Origin of the sequence: Dactylosporangium sp. NPDC049525 (assembly GCF_040676755.1) — a bacterium.
Taxonomy (GTDB): Bacteria; Actinomycetota; Actinomycetes; order Mycobacteriales; family Micromonosporaceae; genus Dactylosporangium.
Map to the genome: position 1 here is coordinate 81984 of NZ_JBFAPO010000038.1, position 15422 is coordinate 97405.

Below are 15422 nucleotides of genomic sequence, written 5' to 3' on the forward strand. Positions count from 1 at the left end.
ACGCCCCCCGCGGGGCGGCCCGGCGGCCGGCCCCCCCCCCCCCCCACCAACCCCACACCCCCCCCCCCCGCCCGGCCCGGGGGCGGCCCCCCACGTCTCATGAGGGGCGAGCACCCCGGCGGCGTGGGCCATCGGCCACCCACCGCATCGTGACCCGCTCACGGCCGCCTGTCTCACGCGCCACCCACTGCGCCCTCAACAGCACGGTCGTCCCGAGCGCACCACCACGAACACCGGACATCGTCGTCTCCAACCGTCGTCACCAGGTCACCTACACCCAGCAACCACGGCGCGCTCAACGCCCGGCGTTCACACCTGCACGAAAACCGACAAGCGTGCGGCGTACCTACACCGTCACGTCGACGTGCTCCACGGCGCTCACGTCCGCCGCCTTCGGGGTGTCCTCCGGCTGCGCGGCGGTCCGCGACGCGGCGAACGCCATGATGAACGACCACGGCGGCATCCCGCCGACGTTCGTCACCGCACCCGTCGGAGACAGGTGATAGCCCGTCAGTCCTGAAATGGCCGCCCGGTCCCCGGGCGTCAGCTGGCTGAGCACCTGCTGCGACCCTGGCAGCCCACCCTTCGGCGGCGGTGCGACCGGCTCGACGGCCGACGGGTTCGTCGCCTTGCTCTGCACAGCGGCGTGCGTGGCTGACGACAACTGTCGAATCTCCATGGGTGCCTCCCGAAGCGTCCGTGCTCCAAGCTGATCCTCACGTACATCACAGCATTTCCGCAGGTGAACGCGATGCCCGGTGGCTGAAGCGACATGTCTGACCGAACGGCTGACGCGATTCCCAGCAGTGCCGGACCGCCCCGCCCGTCTCGCCCTCCCCTGTCGTAGACAGGGGTTTTAAGGCGTGCCGTCAGGCACGTCGTCTAAGGCGTCCTAGGATGCTAGGATTAGATGGTGGAAGCGCAGGTGGCACCGGACGAGCAGACAACCCTGCAGGCACTCCAGGAAACGCGGCCTGAGCTGGCCCACGCCTTCACGCTGGCGTTGCCACAGGCGCGCACCGGCGTGCTGCGACGCCTGTGGGGCGCCCTGTGGCGGGAGGGCGTCATCGACCCGCTCCGCCTCGGCACGCCCGCGCCGACGCTGTTCGGCGCGGTGCCGGCCACGGTCGTCGCCGACGGGGTCGCGCACACACACCCCGCCCGGCTCCTGGCCGCGCTGCGCCCCACCGGGCACGCCGACCGGCTCGTGCGGGAGCTGGACAACAGCGTCGCCAACCTCGCCCTGGCCCTCGCCGCCGCAGACCTCACCGCAGCGAGCCTCACCACGGCGGCCTACCGCGACCTCGCCGCGCTGGAGCAGTCCATCGTGGACGGCCACCCGCTGCACCCCTGCTGCCGCACCAGGATCGGGATGAGCACCGCCGACGTCCTGGCGTATGCGCCGGAGCACCACCCGACCGTCCGGCTCCGCATCGTCGAGGTCGACCCGGCACGGTGGCGCACCGGTGGCACGCCCCGCCCGCCGCTGCTGCCCGTGCACCCCTGGCAGCTGGAGCGGGCCCTGGCCACCGGCCTCGTCCGCGACACCGGCCGTGACCTGCCCGCCCGGCCGCTCATGTCGCTGCGGACCCTCGCCCCGCTCGACACCCCCGGGCAGCACCTCAAGACCGCCGTCGAGGTCCAGATGACCAGCGCCGTGCGGACCCTGTCCGCGGCCGCCGTGCACAACGGACCCCTCGCCTCCGACCTCGTCGCCACCCTCGCCGCCCGCACCCGCGGCCTGCGCGTGCTGCGCGAGACGACCGCGGCCACGGTCCTGGACGCGCACGGCGACCCGCAACGCGCCCTCGGCGCCGTCTGGCGGCAGGCACCACCCACCGGCGCGTTCGTCCTGCCCCTCGCGCTCCTGCCGCACCGGCCCGACCTGCTCACCCCGGCGTTCTTCGCCCAGCTCGTCCGGCTGCTCCTGCCGGCCTTGTTCGACCTGCTCCGCGACGGCGTCGCCCTCGAGGCCCACGGGCAGAACACGCTCGTGGAGCTCCGCGACGGCCGGCCGCACACGATCTGGTATCGGGACCTCGGCGGCCTGCACGTCCACCCGGGGCGGCTCGCCCGCGCCGGGCTGCCGATGCCGCCACTCATCGGCGCGCTGCCCACCGACGACGAGGACGAGCTGCGCACCAAGCTGTTCGCCGCCGCGCTGTCCACCGTGCTCACCGAGCTCGTCCACGCCCTGGGCGACCGGCACGCCGGCGCCGCCTGGGACGTCGTCGCCGGCACCGTCCGCGACACCGTCACCGACACCGACGACCGCAAGGCGTGCCTCGCCGACACGTGGCCGCTGAAGGCGACGACCGCGATGCGGCTCGCCGACGACCCCCTGCAGGACCTGTGGTGCCACATCCCCAACCCGCTGCGCTGACCGGGCGGGTTCCCGCGCTCAGCGCCAGTCGGGGTGTTCGCCGGTGTCGACCAGCTTCCAGTCGTTGTTCTCATACAGCACGTTGTCGTAGTAGAAGACCGTCGGCGGCATCAGGTCCTGCGCGGTGAAGGCGGCCCGGGCCGCCGCGTGCAGCGACGCCGGCCGCACCCCCCACCGGTCCTCGGCCAGCGCCGCCACGTAGGACAGCGCGTGGTGACCCATGAAGCTGTCGTAGGTGAGGCTGAAGACCTCGTCCGCGGCCATCGGCACATCCCGCGGGATGACGTTCGCCGGGGGCAGCGGCCCGGTCAGGCCCAGGCCGGCACGCTGCGCCGCGTCGACGTAGATCGCGCAGTCGCGGTACAGGATCCGGGTCTCGCGCCGCTGCACGTCGAAGGCGAACAGCGTGTTCTGCCCGTGCGTCTCCAACGGGCAGCCGGTGGCGCGGGCCACCGACGACCACAGCCGCACCATCGGCACCACGACCCGCTGCGCCACGAACGACGTCGGGTCCTCGCCGAACGCACCGACCAGCTGCTCCAGCAGCGTCGGGTCGGACGGGTGGCGCAGGTCGCGGCCGTAGAGGGCGAACAGCGGCACCGTCCACGCCGGCGCCGCGTCCAAGGGGCGGGCGGCGCGCAGCAGGAACCCCCACGCGTCCTCACCGGACCCGAACCAGCCGCCGCCGACCTCCGGCAGCACCGGCGCCCCGACGCGCACCAGCTCGTCGGACACCCACAGCTGCAACTCGATCACCGGTTTGCGCAGCCGGCGGGTGAAGCGCGACAGGCGCCGCGGGTAGTGCAGCTTCACGAAGTGCGGCTCGACCGGCGTACCGTCGATCGCGGTGACGAACACGGTGCGGGCGTTCGCCGACGGCACCGCCGTCAGGACCGGGCCGGGCGGCGAGGCGAGCAGCACGTCGCGGCCGACCAGGTCCGGGGCGTCCAGGGCGTTCGGATGGACCGGCACCAGCCCCTGATACAGCGCCGGCAGCGACGACGTGACACCGGGCGCGGTCACGTGCACGCTGCCAGGGACCTGAAAGGTCGGTAGCTGGAACGTCGCCGTGCCCCGCTGCGGGTGATAGGCGTCGTCGATGTCGAGGTCACCGGCGTAGGGGCTGTACGTCCGGGTCCCGACGCCGAGATACCGTTCCGCGTATTGCCACAGGGCGATCGGGTCGCTGGAGTCGAACTGCATCGCGGGCAAGCGTACCGGTGCAAGGACTGGAGTCGACTGGTGGTTCCCCCGCACGTGGCCGCCGCCATACAGGCCGCCGACCGGCCCGTCTGCGTGTACGTCTACGACCGGGCGGTGCTGCACGCCAACGTCGCCGCCCTGCGCGCCGCGCTGCCCGCCGGGACCCGGATCGCGTACGCGATGAAGGCCAACGGCGCCGACCGGGTCCTCGCCGCGCTGCTCACCCACGTCGACGGCCTCGAGGTCGCCTCCGGCGGGGAACTCGCCGCCGCGGTCGCCGCCGGGTCGCCGTTCACGCTGTTCAGCGGCCCTGCCAAGACCGACGCCGACCTGCGCGCGGCCGTCGCCGCCGGGGCCGTCGTCAACGTCGAAAGCCTGCACGAGTTGCGGCGGCTCACGGTGTACGGGGGTGCGCGGGTCTGTCTGCGGGTCAACCGGACGCACCCGGCGCTGCCGGGGACGCATGCGATGGCGGGGGTGGCGACCCAGTTCGGGATCGACGAGGCGCAGCTGGGCGACGCGGTCGGCATCGCCCGCGCCGGTGGCCTCGACATCGCCGGGTTCCACCTGCACGCGGTGTCCAACAACCTCGACGCGGTCGCGCACGCCGGCTACGTGCGGGCCTCGGTCGCCTGGGCCGCCGAGGCCGCCGCCCGGTGGGACGTGCCGGCGCCGATCATCAACGTCGGCGGCGGGTTCGGCGTCGACATCGCCGGCGACGGCCGGTTCGACCTCGACGCGTTCGCCGCCGCCCTGAGTGATCTTGCTCTCCCGGACGGGGCGTCGCTGGTCGTGGAGCCGGGCCGGTTCGTCGCCGCGGCCGCCGGCTGGTACGCCGCCGAGGTCCTCGACGTCAAGCAGACCCACGGCCGGTGGTTCGTCGTCGTGCGCGGCGGTACCCATCACTTCCGGCTGCCGGCGTCCTGGGGGTACAGCCACCCGTTCACGGTCCTGCCCGTCGACGCGTGGCCCTACCCGTTCGAACGGCCCCAGGTGACCGGAGCGGTCGTCGACGTCGCCGGGGAGCAGTGCAACCCGCGGGACATCCTCGCCCGCGACGCGCCGGTCGCCTCGGTGCGCGCCGGGGACGTGCTCGTGTTCGCCAACACCGGCGCCTACGGGTGGGAGGTCGCGCACCACGACTTCCTGCGCCACGCCCACCCACAGTTCATGATCGTGTGACGGGTCCGCTCACGAGCGCGGGCCGGCGAACTGGGAGCGGACCGCGCGCAGCGCCTGCCGGCGGGCGTCGCCCTTGAGCGTGTCGACATACAGCACACCGTCGAGGTGGTCGGTCTCGTGCTGCAACGCCCGGGCAAGCAGGCCGCTGCCGGACACCGTCACCGGCTCGCCGTGCTCGTCGAACCCGGTCGCGGTCGCGTACATCGCCCGCGGCGTCGGGAACCACAGGCCGGGGATCGACAGGCAGCCCTCCTCGCCGTCCTGGGCGCCCTCCACGGCCGTGACCGTCGGGTTGACCAGGTAGCCGACCTGCTTGTCCGCCGCATACGAGAACACCCGCAGGCCCACCCCGATCTGCGGCGCCGCGACCCCGGCGCGGCCGGGCTCACCGGTCACCGTGTCCAGCAGGTCCCGCACCAGCGCCCGCAGCTCGGCATCGAACGAGGTCACGGTCTCGCAGGGGGTGCGCAGCACCGGGTCGCCGAGCACTCGGATGGGTCGGATCGTCACACGTCACAGCGTACTTCGGGGCGACGTGAACCCCTGTTGACGAGGGCCTAAACTATGCCGACTTCCCACCCCCGGAGGCACACCCATGGCCTACCAGGCCGACAGGGCGGACGTGCGGTCACACCGCAGAGGCCCAGCTCAGCGCAGATCACGGCGCCTGGCGTTGATCATCGGCGCGGTCGTCGTCGTGCTCGTCGGCGGCGGCGCCGCCTACGGCGTCACCCGGCTCGTCAAAGCTTCCTGTAACGGCACCGTCACCGCGAAGATCGTCGCGTCGCCGGGCACCGCGCCCCTGCTGCAGTCCCTCGCCAAATCGTGGACGGACAGCAATCCCACCGTCGCGGGGCGTTGCGCCCGCGTCGAGGTCGCCGGCCGGGAGACCGCCTCGATGGCGCAGGCCCTCGGCACCGACTGGGACGCCAAGGCCGGCTCCCCGCCCGACGTGTGGGTGCCGGACTCCTCCGCCTGGGTGCGCCGCGCCTCGACCGCGGCGATCGCCGAGCGGATGATGCCGGACCTGCAGCCGATGCTGGCCCGCACCCCGTCGGTCCTGGCGATGCCGAAACCGATGGCGGAGGCCCTCGGCTGGCCCGGCGGCGAGTTGTCCTGGCAGGACGTCATCAACAAGGTCGCCGCCGACCCGCAGGGCTGGGCGAAGTACGGCAAGGGCGACTGGGGACCGTTCAAGTTCGGGATGAGCGACCCGCTGCAGTCCACCGCGGGCCTGCTCGCCCTGATGGCGATCCTCGACGGCAACGACGACGGCGAGGTCACCGCCGAGGAACAGGCGACCCTCGCCAAGCTCAAGCAGGAACGCGCCGTCTACACCAACACCACCGCGCAGCTGCTGGACGACCTCGGCAAGGCCGACGACCAGGACGCGACCAAGGCGCTGCAGTACATCTCCGCGTTCCCCGCCCTCGAACAGGACGTCCTGGCGTACAACAAGACCAACCCGAAGGTCCCGCTCGTCGCGGTGTACCCGTCCAACGGCAGCGCCGACGCCGACAACCCGTACCTCATCCTCGACGCACCGTGGGCCGAGAAGGACAAACAGGACGCCGCGAAGAGCTTCCTCGCGTACCTGCGCGGCCCCGCGGGGCGCAAGGTGTTCCTGGATGCCGGGTTCCGCGACCCGAACCGCGACGCCGGCGCCCCCATCACCGGCAACACCGCGTTCAGCGCGAAGATCAAGACGGTGCCGCGGGCGGTGCTGCTGCCCGAGTCGGTGAAGCAGTCGATGGACTCGTGGACGGCGCTGACCCGCCCCACCAACGTCCTGCTCGTGCTCGACATCTCCGGCTCCATGGCCGAGCAGGTCCCCGGCACCGGCCGCAACCGCATGCAACTGGCGAAGGACGCCGCCCGCGAGGCCGTGCAGCTCTTCGACGGCGACGTCGACGCCGGCCTGTGGGTCTTCTCCACCCGGCAGAACGGCCAGCAGGACTACAAGCAGCTGATCCCGATCGGCCGCGTCGGCGACCAGGTCAACGGCAAACTCCGCCGCGAGCAGATGGTCACCGCGATCGACAAGCTCGCCCCGGTCGGTGACACCGGCCTGTACGACACCGCCGCCGCGGCCCAGCAGGCCGTCGTCGACGCGTACAAGCCCGGCGCCACCAACCTGGTCGTGCTCATGACCGACGGCAAGAACGACGACCCCACCGGCGGGCTCACCCTCGACCAGCTGCGGCCCAAGCTCGAGGCGAACGCCGCCAGCGACAAGAAGGTCCCGATCGTCACGGTCGGATACGGCAACGACGCGGACTTCACGTCCCTGCAGGAGATCTCCCGCGTCAGCGGCGGCGCCCTGTACACGTCGAAGACCGCGTTCGACATCAACGAGGTGCTGCTGACCGCCATCTTCGGCAAGGTCTGAGACCTGCCCTTGCCTGGCCTGACCCGCCCTGGTCGCCGGCCCTCGCGGGTCAGGCGGCCAGGGCGGTCTTGATCGGGGCGGTCTTCGCCGCGGCCTCGGCGACCTCGGCGGCCGGGTCGCTGTCCCAGACGATGCCGCCACCCGCCCACACGTGCGCCAGGCCGTCGGCGACCGCGACGGTGCGGATCGTCAGGCCCAGGTCGACGTGCAGCCGCCCGTCGGGGCCGTGGCCGATCCAGCCCGCGGCGCCCATGCTCGGGCCGCGACCGACCGGCTCCAGGGCGCCGACCACGTCGATCGCGGCGAGCTTCGGCGCGCCGGTCACCGAACCGCCCGGCCACACCGCACCCAGCAGCTCGGCGAGGCCGACACCCGGGGCGAGCTCGGCGCTGACCGTCGACTCGGCCTGCCACAGGTGCGACCAGCGGCGGATCGCGAAGAGCTCCTCGACCCGCACGGTGCCGGTGCGCGCCACCCGGCCCAGGTCGTTGCGTTCCAGGTCGACGATCATGATGTGCTCGGCGCGTTCCTTCGCCGAGGCGAGCAGCTCGGCGCGGCCCTGCGCGGTCGCCGGGCGGGTGCCCTTGATCGGGCGGGTCACCGCCCGGCCGTCGGTGACCTCGACGAGCGTCTCAGGCGACGCGCACGCGACCCACCAGGACGCGGCGTCCCCGATACCGCCGCCGGACAGCACACCGCCGTACCGGGCGCCTGGGAGCGCCGCGACGCGGGCCAGGGCGGTGCGCGGGTCGCCGGTGAACGGGGCGCTCGCGTGGCCGACGACGTTGGCCTGGTACACGTCGCCGCGGGCGATCGCCTCCCGCACCGCGGAGACCGCGGCGGCGTGCTCGGCGGTGCTCCAGCTCGGCGTCCACAGCCCGGCCCGCCCCACGGGCGCCGGACGGGCCGGGGACACCGGCGGCACGGTCGGCGGCGTGTGCCCGTAGACGACCGCCACGAGGTCCGGCACGCCCGGCGCCGGCGACGCCACGGCCGACGGCGGCGCGAGGAGCACCGCCGCGCCGCACACCGTGTCCGTCACCGTCCGTGATCGCGACAGATCGTTGACGGGAAGTCCGGCCGCCGACAGGAACGCCGACAACATCGACAGCGGGTCACCCCCGTCGCGGGAATGCCACTCGAGCCGGGAACGCTCCCATAGATGTGGGGTGCACGACGACGCCAACCCGGGTGGGTGAAGATCCACCGACCCGGGCCGATACCCGACGACCGGTCCTAATGTGCTCATACGAATGGCGGATTATCCCCAAGTTGTGCCGTCACGTGTCCGGAAATGTGTCGTTGGCCGTAGTAGCGTGCATCACTGGTCATGTGAACAACCACACAGGCCTCAACTGAACCTCTCAATCGGAGACCCCCGATGCTCTGCCAGCACCAACCATCCTGTCCCTCAGCCGCCGACTTGGACCACGAAGCCGCCAGGATCATGGCCGCGCACCCCGAACAAGGGTGGAGCCTCCTGTGCAACGGCGTGATCGTCTTCGAGGACACCGGGGAGCTTCTTCCCGACTGCAGCGTGATCGAACCGCACCGCGGCCCGGCCATGCACGTCCTGGTCCGAGCCGCCTAAATCATCACGCTCCGTAATCAGTTACTCCTCGTAGGCTGACGCCGGCGGGCACGAGCAGACCAGATTCCGGTCTCCGTAGCTGTCGTCGATCCGCCGCACCGGTGGCCAGTACTTCGCCACTGAAACGCCGGCCGGGTAGGCCGCCACCGACCTCGGGTAGGCGTGCGACCACTCGTCGGCGGTCACCACCGCAGCCGTGTGCGGCGCATTGCCCAACGGGTTGTCCCCAGCGGGCCACTCCGCCGCCGCGACCCGGTCGATCTCCGCACGGATCGCGATCATCGCGTCACAGAACCGGTCCAGCTCCGCCAGGTCCTCGCTCTCGGTCGGCTCCACCATCAGCGTGCCGGACACCGGGAACGACATCGTCGGGGCGTGGAAGCCGTAGTCGATGAGCCGCTTCGCGACATCCGCGACACTCACCCCGGTCGCCTTCGTGATCGTCCGCAGGTCCAGGATGCACTCGTGCGCGACCAGGCCCTCGCTGCCGCTGTACAGCACCGGGTAGTGCTCCCGCAGCCGCGCCGCCACGTAGTTCGCCGCGAGCACCGCCGTCGCCGTCGCCTTCGCCAGCCCGTCCGGGCCCATCAGCCGCAGATACGCCCACGGGATCGGCAGGATCCCCGCCGAACCCCACGGCGCCGCCGACACCGGACCGACCGGGGCCGTCGTGCCCTCCTGGTCGAACACCGGGTGCGACGGCAGGAACTGCGCCAGGTGCGCGCGGACCGCCACCGGACCGACGCCCGGGCCGCCACCGCCGTGCGGGATGCAGAACGTCTTATGCAGGTTCAGGTGCGACACGTCCGCCCCGAACTGCCCCGGCTTGGCGTAACCGAGCAGCGCGTTGAGGTTCGCACCGTCGACATACACCTGGCCACCGGCCTCGTGCACCTTGGCGCACAGGTCGGCGATGCCGGTCTCATACACCCCGTGCGTCGACGGATACGTGACCATGATGGCCGCCAGCCGGTCCCGGTGCAGGTCGATCTTCGCCTCGAGGTCACCGAGGTCCACGTTGCCCAGCTCGTCACACGCCACGACCGCGACCCGCATGCCGGCCATCACGGCGCTGGCGGCGTTGGTGCCGTGCGCGCTGGACGGGATGAGGCACATGTCGCGCTGCAGGTCGCCCCGCGAGTGGTGATACGCCCGGATCGCGAGCAGGCCCGCGAGCTCCCCCTGCGAGCCGGCGTTCGGCTGCAGCGACACCGCGTCGTAGCCGGTCACCTCCGCCAGCCACCGCTCCAGGTCACCAATCAGCCGCCGGTAGCCCTGCGTCTGCGCCGCCGGCGCGAACGGGTGCACGTTGGCGAACTCGGGCCAGGTGATCGGCTCCATCTCCACGGTCGCGTTGAGCTTCATCGTGCACGACCCGAGCGGGATCATCCCCCGGTCCAGCGCGTAGTCCATGTCGGAGAGGCGCTTGAGGTATCGCAGCATCGCCGTCTCCGACCGGTGCGTGCCGAACACCGGGTGGCTCAGGTAGTCACTCGTGCGCCGCAGCTGCGCCGGCACCACGTCGGCGGTGTCCAGCGCGGTCACGTCCACGTGCGCGAGCCCGAACGCGGACAGCACGTCGCGCAGGTGCCCGAACGTCGTGGTCTCGTCACAGGCGATCCCGACCCGGTCCGCGTCCACGTGCCGCAGGTTGATCCCGCGGTCCGCGGCGGCCGCGACGACCTTCGCCGCCTCACCCGGCACCACCGCCGTCACCGTGTCGAAGAACGCCTCGTGCTCCGTGGTCACCCCGCCGGCGCGCAGGCCCGCGGCCAGGCGCACCGCCATGTCGTGGGTCCGCGACGCGATCCCCCGCAGCCCGTCCGGGCCGTGGTACACCGCATACATGCTGGCCGTGACGGCGAGGAGCACCTGTGCGGTGCAGATGTTGCTGGTCGCCTTCTCCCGCCGGATGTGCTGCTCCCGGGTCTGCAGCGCCAGCCGGTAGGCCGGGGCGCCGTCCGCGTCCTTCGACACGCCGACGAGCCGGCCGGGCAGCGTGCGCTCCAGGCCCTTGCGCACCGACATGTAGCCGGCGTGCGGCCCGCCGAAGCCCATCGGCACCCCGAAGCGCTGGGCGCTGCCGACCGCGACGTCGGCGCCGAACGCGCCCGGCTCCCGCAGCAGGCACAGCGCGAGCAGGTCCGCGGCAAACGTGACGATCGCCTGCTTTTCGTGCGCCCGCGCGGTGAGCTGCTCGAAGTCGCGGACCGCGCCGGACGCGCCCGGATACTGCAGGTGGATGCCGAAGAACTCCTCCGGCAGGTCGTCGGCCGCGAGGTCGGCCACGTGGATCGTGATGCCGAGCGGCTCGGCCCTGGTGCGGATCACGGCCAGGGTCTGCGGCAGCACGTCGGCGTCGACGACATACACGTCGGCCTTCACCTTCGACGACCGGCGCGCGAGGGTCATCGCCTCGGCGGCGGCGGTCGCCTCGTCCAGCAGTGACGCCCCGGCGACCGGCAGGCCGGTCAGGTCGGCGATCACCGTCTGGAAGTTGAGCAGCGCCTCGAGGCGCCCCTGGCTGATCTCCGGCTGGTACGGCGTGTAGGCCGTGTACCACGAAGGGTCTTCCAGCACGTTGCGCATGATCACCGGCGGGGTGTGGGTGCCGTAATACCCCACGCCGATCATGCTGACCAGCGTCCGGTTTGCCGAAGCGAGGGCCCGCAGCTCCCCCAGCACCTCGGCCTCGGACGCGGCGGGAGGCAGCGCCAGGGGCTGGTGCCAGCGGATCGATCCCGGGATGGCCGCGGTCATCAACGCCTCGACGGAGTCGTAGCCGACGGTCTTGAGCATCCGCGACTGCTCGTCCGGCGACGGTCCGATGTGCCGGCTGGCAAAGTTGGTCATTGGCCACACTCTCTGGATCCGGGGTCGGGGGTCCGCACGTCCCTCCCCCTCTGTCGTGTGGCCTCCAGAGGTGCCAACCCGTCGCGGTCCTTCTGCCTGAGAGGTTCCGGGGAGGATTTGCCCCTTCGGCGCCGTCCTGGCTGCAGACGATCTCTCCCGCGCGGGTATTGCCGGCATGCCCAATCTACCAACTGCCGCGGACTTGACCATGACCGTGCGCCAGTGGCCGCCGCCACAGTCGCTGGTGCGTCCTAGGAAGCTAGGTTATGATTCAGGGACGGCAGCGGGCGGAGTTGGCCTCCACCATCAGCAGCGACCCGTCCACCGCCTCGAAGTCCTTGCCGGTGAGGCCCTTCAACGCGTTGAGCTGCTCGTTGTTCCACTTGTCGTCCTGGGTGCCGGAGAAGAACCACGGCGAGCCATTGTCGGCGAGGATCGCGCCGTATTGCTTGAGCGCCTGCGCCACCGCGCGGGCCTGGGGAGGAAACTTGGAGATGTCCACCGACGCCTTCAGGCGGAAACGGGCGCCCATCGGGGGCAGCGCCGCGTCGGTCGAGGACGACGCCGCGTGGCGGGCCGGCCACACGTAGGCCTTCTTCGTGCGGGGCGCGGTGAAGCGGATGGCGTGGTCGATCCGGCCGGCCGTGGCCTCGTCGGCCCGCGGCAGCCCGGCGAGGATCGACAGGCCCGCGGCGTCCGCCGACGTCCAGCCGGTCTTGCGCAGGTCGTTGCGGCGCAGGTCGTAGACGGCGCCCGAGCCGGCCTTCCAGGAGCCGTCGCCGTTCTGGTGGGCGTCGAAGAGCTCGTAGGCCTTGCAGGCGGCGGTGTCGTGGACGATGACGTGCCGGTCGCCGTCGGCGTTCGGGCCGCCCTCGATCCGGGCGTTGCGCGGGATCGGGTAGGGGCCCTTGTCGCTCTCGTCGGCGTAGTCGAAGGTGACCTTGACCGTGGCCTGGCCGGCGCCGACCGTCGTGACCGGGATGCCGAACGGCGCACCGTCGATGAGGCCCGCGCCGAAGTCGGGGTGGGCGTGCGCGGCGGCGCCGATGCTGTTGACCCAGGCGGCCGAGTCACGGTGGACCGGCAGCTTCGACACGTCGGCGTGCCAGACGTTGTCGGCGGGGAAGATCGTGCAACCGGCCGGCGCCGCGACGGACGGCGACCCTGATGCCGCCCCCGACGGCTGCTGGCCGGCGGACCCCAGGGCCGCGGCGCCCGGCTGCGAGGCCGACGAGCCCGCGGCCGGGGTGGCGTCACCGGCGCCACCGGACGAGCTGCAACCACTCACGCTCGCGGTCATCGCGAACGCCACCATGACCGCCAGCGCGGCATTGCGCCTCATGATCCTCCTCGGGTCGGTCCCCGATCCTCACGGACCAGTCGGCACCATACCCGGACCCGCTGTCCGACGGCCGCTGCCCCCGAGCCGACCCCGAGCCGACCGCGGGCCGGCCGCGGCCCGGCACGTATGCTGCGGCGCGGCGAAGCCGTAGCGCAGAGGTCGTCGCGCCATGGCTGCACACAGGAGGACGCCGGTTCGAATCCGGTCGGCTTCGCCGCCTCGCAACGGGGATGGAGGCACGCTGATGGGCGCTGCGGGCGACTGGCCGGTGATCCGCCGGTACGCGGTGCCCGAGTGGATGATCGCCGAGTGCGCCGAGGCCCGGGAACGCGGCGACTGGCGGGCGGCGTGCGCGGCGGCCCGGGTCACCGTCGCGTTCGACGACGCGGGACCCGTCGCGGACCTGCTCGCCGGGTTCGCACCCGACCTGCTGCGCTGGCACCTGCCGCGGGCGATGGACGGGACCGGGGCGCTGGCCACCGGCATGCGCTACGTGCTGGCGCCCGACGGGCCGGTCACCGCCGACACCATGGTCCTCGGCGTCCGGTCGCCGGTCTGGGAGTCCAGCTCGCAGCGGCTCACCCTGCACGCCGTGCGGGCCGGCGACATCGCCGAGGGGCCGGCCTTCCCGCTGCCGGCGCACCTGTGGGACGCCCGCCGCGCGGGCGAGCTGCGCGAGGCGACGCAATCCGCCGCGGTCCCGCCGCCCGCCGGCGACCCGCGCACTGCTGCACCGCCCGGCGACCCGCAGCCGATCACGCACGCCGGCGATCCATGGCCGGTCGATCAGGCCGGCGAACCGTGGCCGGTCGATCAGGCCGCTGATCTCTGGCCGGACGAGGAGTTCGACGACGACGGGCTCGCGGAAGACGACGGGCTCGCGGAAATCGAGCGGGCCTTCCGGGCGGCCGGATGGTTGATCGACCCGGAGGCCGGCAACTGGTCACCGTGGGGGATCGACCTGCTGCGCGGCATGGATCCGCAGGTCGCCGCCCGCGAGCTGCGGCGCCTCACCGCCCAGTTCGGCCGCCGGACCTGGGAGCTGCGCGGCGTCCTGTCCTGGCAACGGTTCCGGAAACCCCCGATGCAGCTGTGCCTCGAGGCGGCAGGGGCGCACAACCAGATCACCCGGCGGCCGGCCGGGTCGACGCGGCAGGGCCCGGTCCGCGCCGGCCTCTGCCTGCATCCGGCGCTGCTGCGCCCCCCGGTCGACCTGGACCTGGTCCGGCACGGCTGGATCGGCGTCGAGCAGCTGCACCCGCTGGTCCGGGCCGCCCTGTTCCCCGATGTGCGGCCCGCCGGGCCCCGGCCGGTCCAGGACGTCGTGCCCGCCGGTTTCGCCGCCGGCGAGCGGATCCGGGTCCGGTGCGGCGGGGAATGGCACTGGATCGGCCTGCGGGGCGGGCGACTCGAACTGCTCCACCACACCGACGCCGAGCGGCGACGCGAGCATGCGCTTCGCGCCTTCGGCGGCGCGATCGCCGGCTGCTTCGCGGCCGAGTCCGCGTGGCACGCCGGCGACGGTGCCACCCCGAGACGCCTGCGGGACTACCGGCGTGACCTGTGGCGGCGGATGGAGCACGGCGGCGCCCGGGTGGTGCTGGCGCTGCTCGACGCGGGCATGGACCCGCACATCCGCGACGGCCTGGGCCGGACCCTGCTGCACAGGGCGCACCAGTTCGAGCCCGAGCTGCTGCCCCGGCTGCTCGCGGAAGGCCTCGACGTGAACGCCGTCGACCGGCGCGGCTACACCCCGATGTGCGAGGCCCTGGGCCATTCGGCGCCGCCCGGTCTGATCATGGCCCTGAACGACGCCGGCGCGCTCCCCCAGCTGTCCTTTCCAGACGGGCGGACCCGGCTCGAAACAGGGCAGGAAAACGCCGAAGCCGGCCAGCTGCGGGGCTGACCGGCTTCGGGTGATGCTGGAGCTCAGTTGGACGCGACGCCGAGCTCGCCCGCGCCGCCACCGGTGTGCAGCTCGGTGGCAGAGGCGAACGACGTGTCCAGCTGGTGCTGGAGGGCGTCGAGCTGGCCGAACTCCGACGCGTGCGAGGACTCGGAGCCCTCGGCGGCGAAGATGTGGTCGGCCTCGGCCTCGTTGTGGTCGTACGACGTGAAGTCCGACTCCTCGTAGTGCTCGCCCGACGGGTTCGAGTACTCCACGTGGTGGCCCTGGTCGAAGCTGGTGGACTCGGCCGAGGCGTGGTCCTGCTCGTAGACGCCGAACTGCGAGTTGTAGTCGTTCTCGCTGCCCTCGACCTGGTGGAGCTGGTCCAGCGACTCGTGCTCCTGACCCGCCTCGACGTGGCCGTAGTCGGCGCCGGTGTCGAAGTCGCTCATGGGAGATCCCCCTCAGTTGCTAACACTTGGTGACATCATCGACGGTACGGGCTGTCCAGCAGGGCGGAATCCTCCGAACGTGCCACCGTGACAGGCTGGTCGAACCGTCCGGTATGTGATCGCGTGGGGCAAGCGCGGC

General features: G+C 72.4%; 12 protein-coding genes, 1 tRNA gene and 1 riboswitch. Of the genes, 6 read left to right on the forward strand and 7 right to left on the reverse strand.

The annotated features are described in order from the left end of the window. Positions 1-346 precede the first annotated feature (346 nt). A complete protein-coding gene (locus AB0K00_RS38380; RefSeq protein ID WP_363531280.1) occupies positions 347-679 on the reverse strand; it encodes a hypothetical protein in 333 nt (110 codons plus the stop codon). 231 nt (positions 680-910) lie between these two features. Between AB0K00_RS38380 and AB0K00_RS38385 the strand changes: the two genes are divergently transcribed. After that, on the forward strand, positions 911-2383 hold the full coding sequence (locus AB0K00_RS38385; protein ID WP_363531283.1) for an IucA/IucC family protein: 1473 nt from the start codon (positions 911-913) through the stop codon (positions 2381-2383). Positions 2384-2401: 18 nt separating this feature from the next. Here the strand turns inward: AB0K00_RS38385 and AB0K00_RS38390 are convergent, their stop codons facing one another. Continuing rightward, complete coding sequence (locus tag AB0K00_RS38390; protein WP_363531285.1) at positions 2402-3586, reverse strand: ferric iron reductase; 1185 nt, start codon at positions 3584-3586, stop codon at positions 2402-2404. A 39-nt stretch (positions 3587-3625) separates the two neighbouring features. Here AB0K00_RS38390 and AB0K00_RS38395 point away from each other — a divergent pair, with 39 nt between their 5' ends. Then, positions 3626-4768: an alanine racemase gene (locus tag AB0K00_RS38395; protein WP_363531288.1), complete on the forward strand. Its 1143-nt coding sequence runs from the start codon at positions 3626-3628 to the stop codon at positions 4766-4768. A 9-nt stretch (positions 4769-4777) separates the two neighbouring features. Here the strand turns inward: AB0K00_RS38395 and AB0K00_RS38400 are convergent, their stop codons facing one another. After that, entirely contained in the window at positions 4778-5278 is a 501-nt protein-coding gene (locus tag AB0K00_RS38400; protein WP_363531291.1) for a peptide deformylase, read from the reverse strand. Positions 5279-5441: 163 nt separating this feature from the next. On the opposite strand from AB0K00_RS38400, the gene AB0K00_RS38405 reads away from it, so the two are divergent. After that, positions 5442-7157, forward strand: coding sequence for a substrate-binding and VWA domain-containing protein (locus AB0K00_RS38405; RefSeq protein WP_363531294.1), 1716 nt, complete (start codon positions 5442-5444; stop codon positions 7155-7157). A 49-nt stretch (positions 7158-7206) separates the two neighbouring features. Here AB0K00_RS38405 and AB0K00_RS38410 read toward each other — a convergent pair whose 3' ends face one another. Then, complete coding sequence (locus AB0K00_RS38410; protein ID WP_363531297.1) at positions 7207-8364, reverse strand: chorismate-binding protein; 1158 nt, start codon at positions 8362-8364, stop codon at positions 7207-7209. 174 nt (positions 8365-8538) lie between these two features. On the opposite strand from AB0K00_RS38410, the gene AB0K00_RS38415 reads away from it, so the two are divergent. Next, positions 8539-8748, forward strand: coding sequence for a DUF5999 family protein (locus AB0K00_RS38415; RefSeq protein ID WP_327001354.1), 210 nt, complete (start codon positions 8539-8541; stop codon positions 8746-8748). A gap of 21 nt (positions 8749-8769) precedes the next feature. Here the strand turns inward: AB0K00_RS38415 and gcvP are convergent, their stop codons facing one another. Both gcvP and AB0K00_RS38425 read right to left on the reverse strand, forming a co-directional pair. After that, positions 8770-11601 (reverse strand): aminomethyl-transferring glycine dehydrogenase, encoded by a 2832-nt coding sequence (gene gcvP, locus AB0K00_RS38420; protein ID WP_363531300.1) that lies wholly within the window; start codon positions 11599-11601, stop codon positions 8770-8772. Between the two features lie 74 nt (positions 11602-11675). Further along, positions 11676-11770: riboswitch (glycine riboswitch) on the reverse strand. A gap of 102 nt (positions 11771-11872) precedes the next feature. Then, positions 11873-12943 carry a hypothetical protein gene (locus AB0K00_RS38425; RefSeq protein WP_363531303.1) on the reverse strand — a complete coding sequence of 357 codons (1071 nt, stop codon included), beginning with the start codon at positions 12941-12943 and terminating at the stop codon, positions 11873-11875. 141 nt (positions 12944-13084) lie between these two features. On the opposite strand from AB0K00_RS38425, the gene AB0K00_RS38430 reads away from it, so the two are divergent. Further along, positions 13085-13157 (forward strand) — tRNA-OTHER (locus AB0K00_RS38430). A gap of 30 nt (positions 13158-13187) precedes the next feature. After that, entirely contained in the window at positions 13188-14849 is a 1662-nt protein-coding gene (locus tag AB0K00_RS38435) for a hypothetical protein (RefSeq protein ID WP_363531306.1), read from the forward strand. Between the two features lie 23 nt (positions 14850-14872). Here AB0K00_RS38435 and AB0K00_RS38440 read toward each other — a convergent pair whose 3' ends face one another. Further along, positions 14873-15283, reverse strand: a complete 411-nt coding sequence (locus AB0K00_RS38440; protein ID WP_363531309.1) for a hypothetical protein — start codon at positions 15281-15283, stop codon at positions 14873-14875. Positions 15284-15422 lie beyond the last annotated feature (139 nt).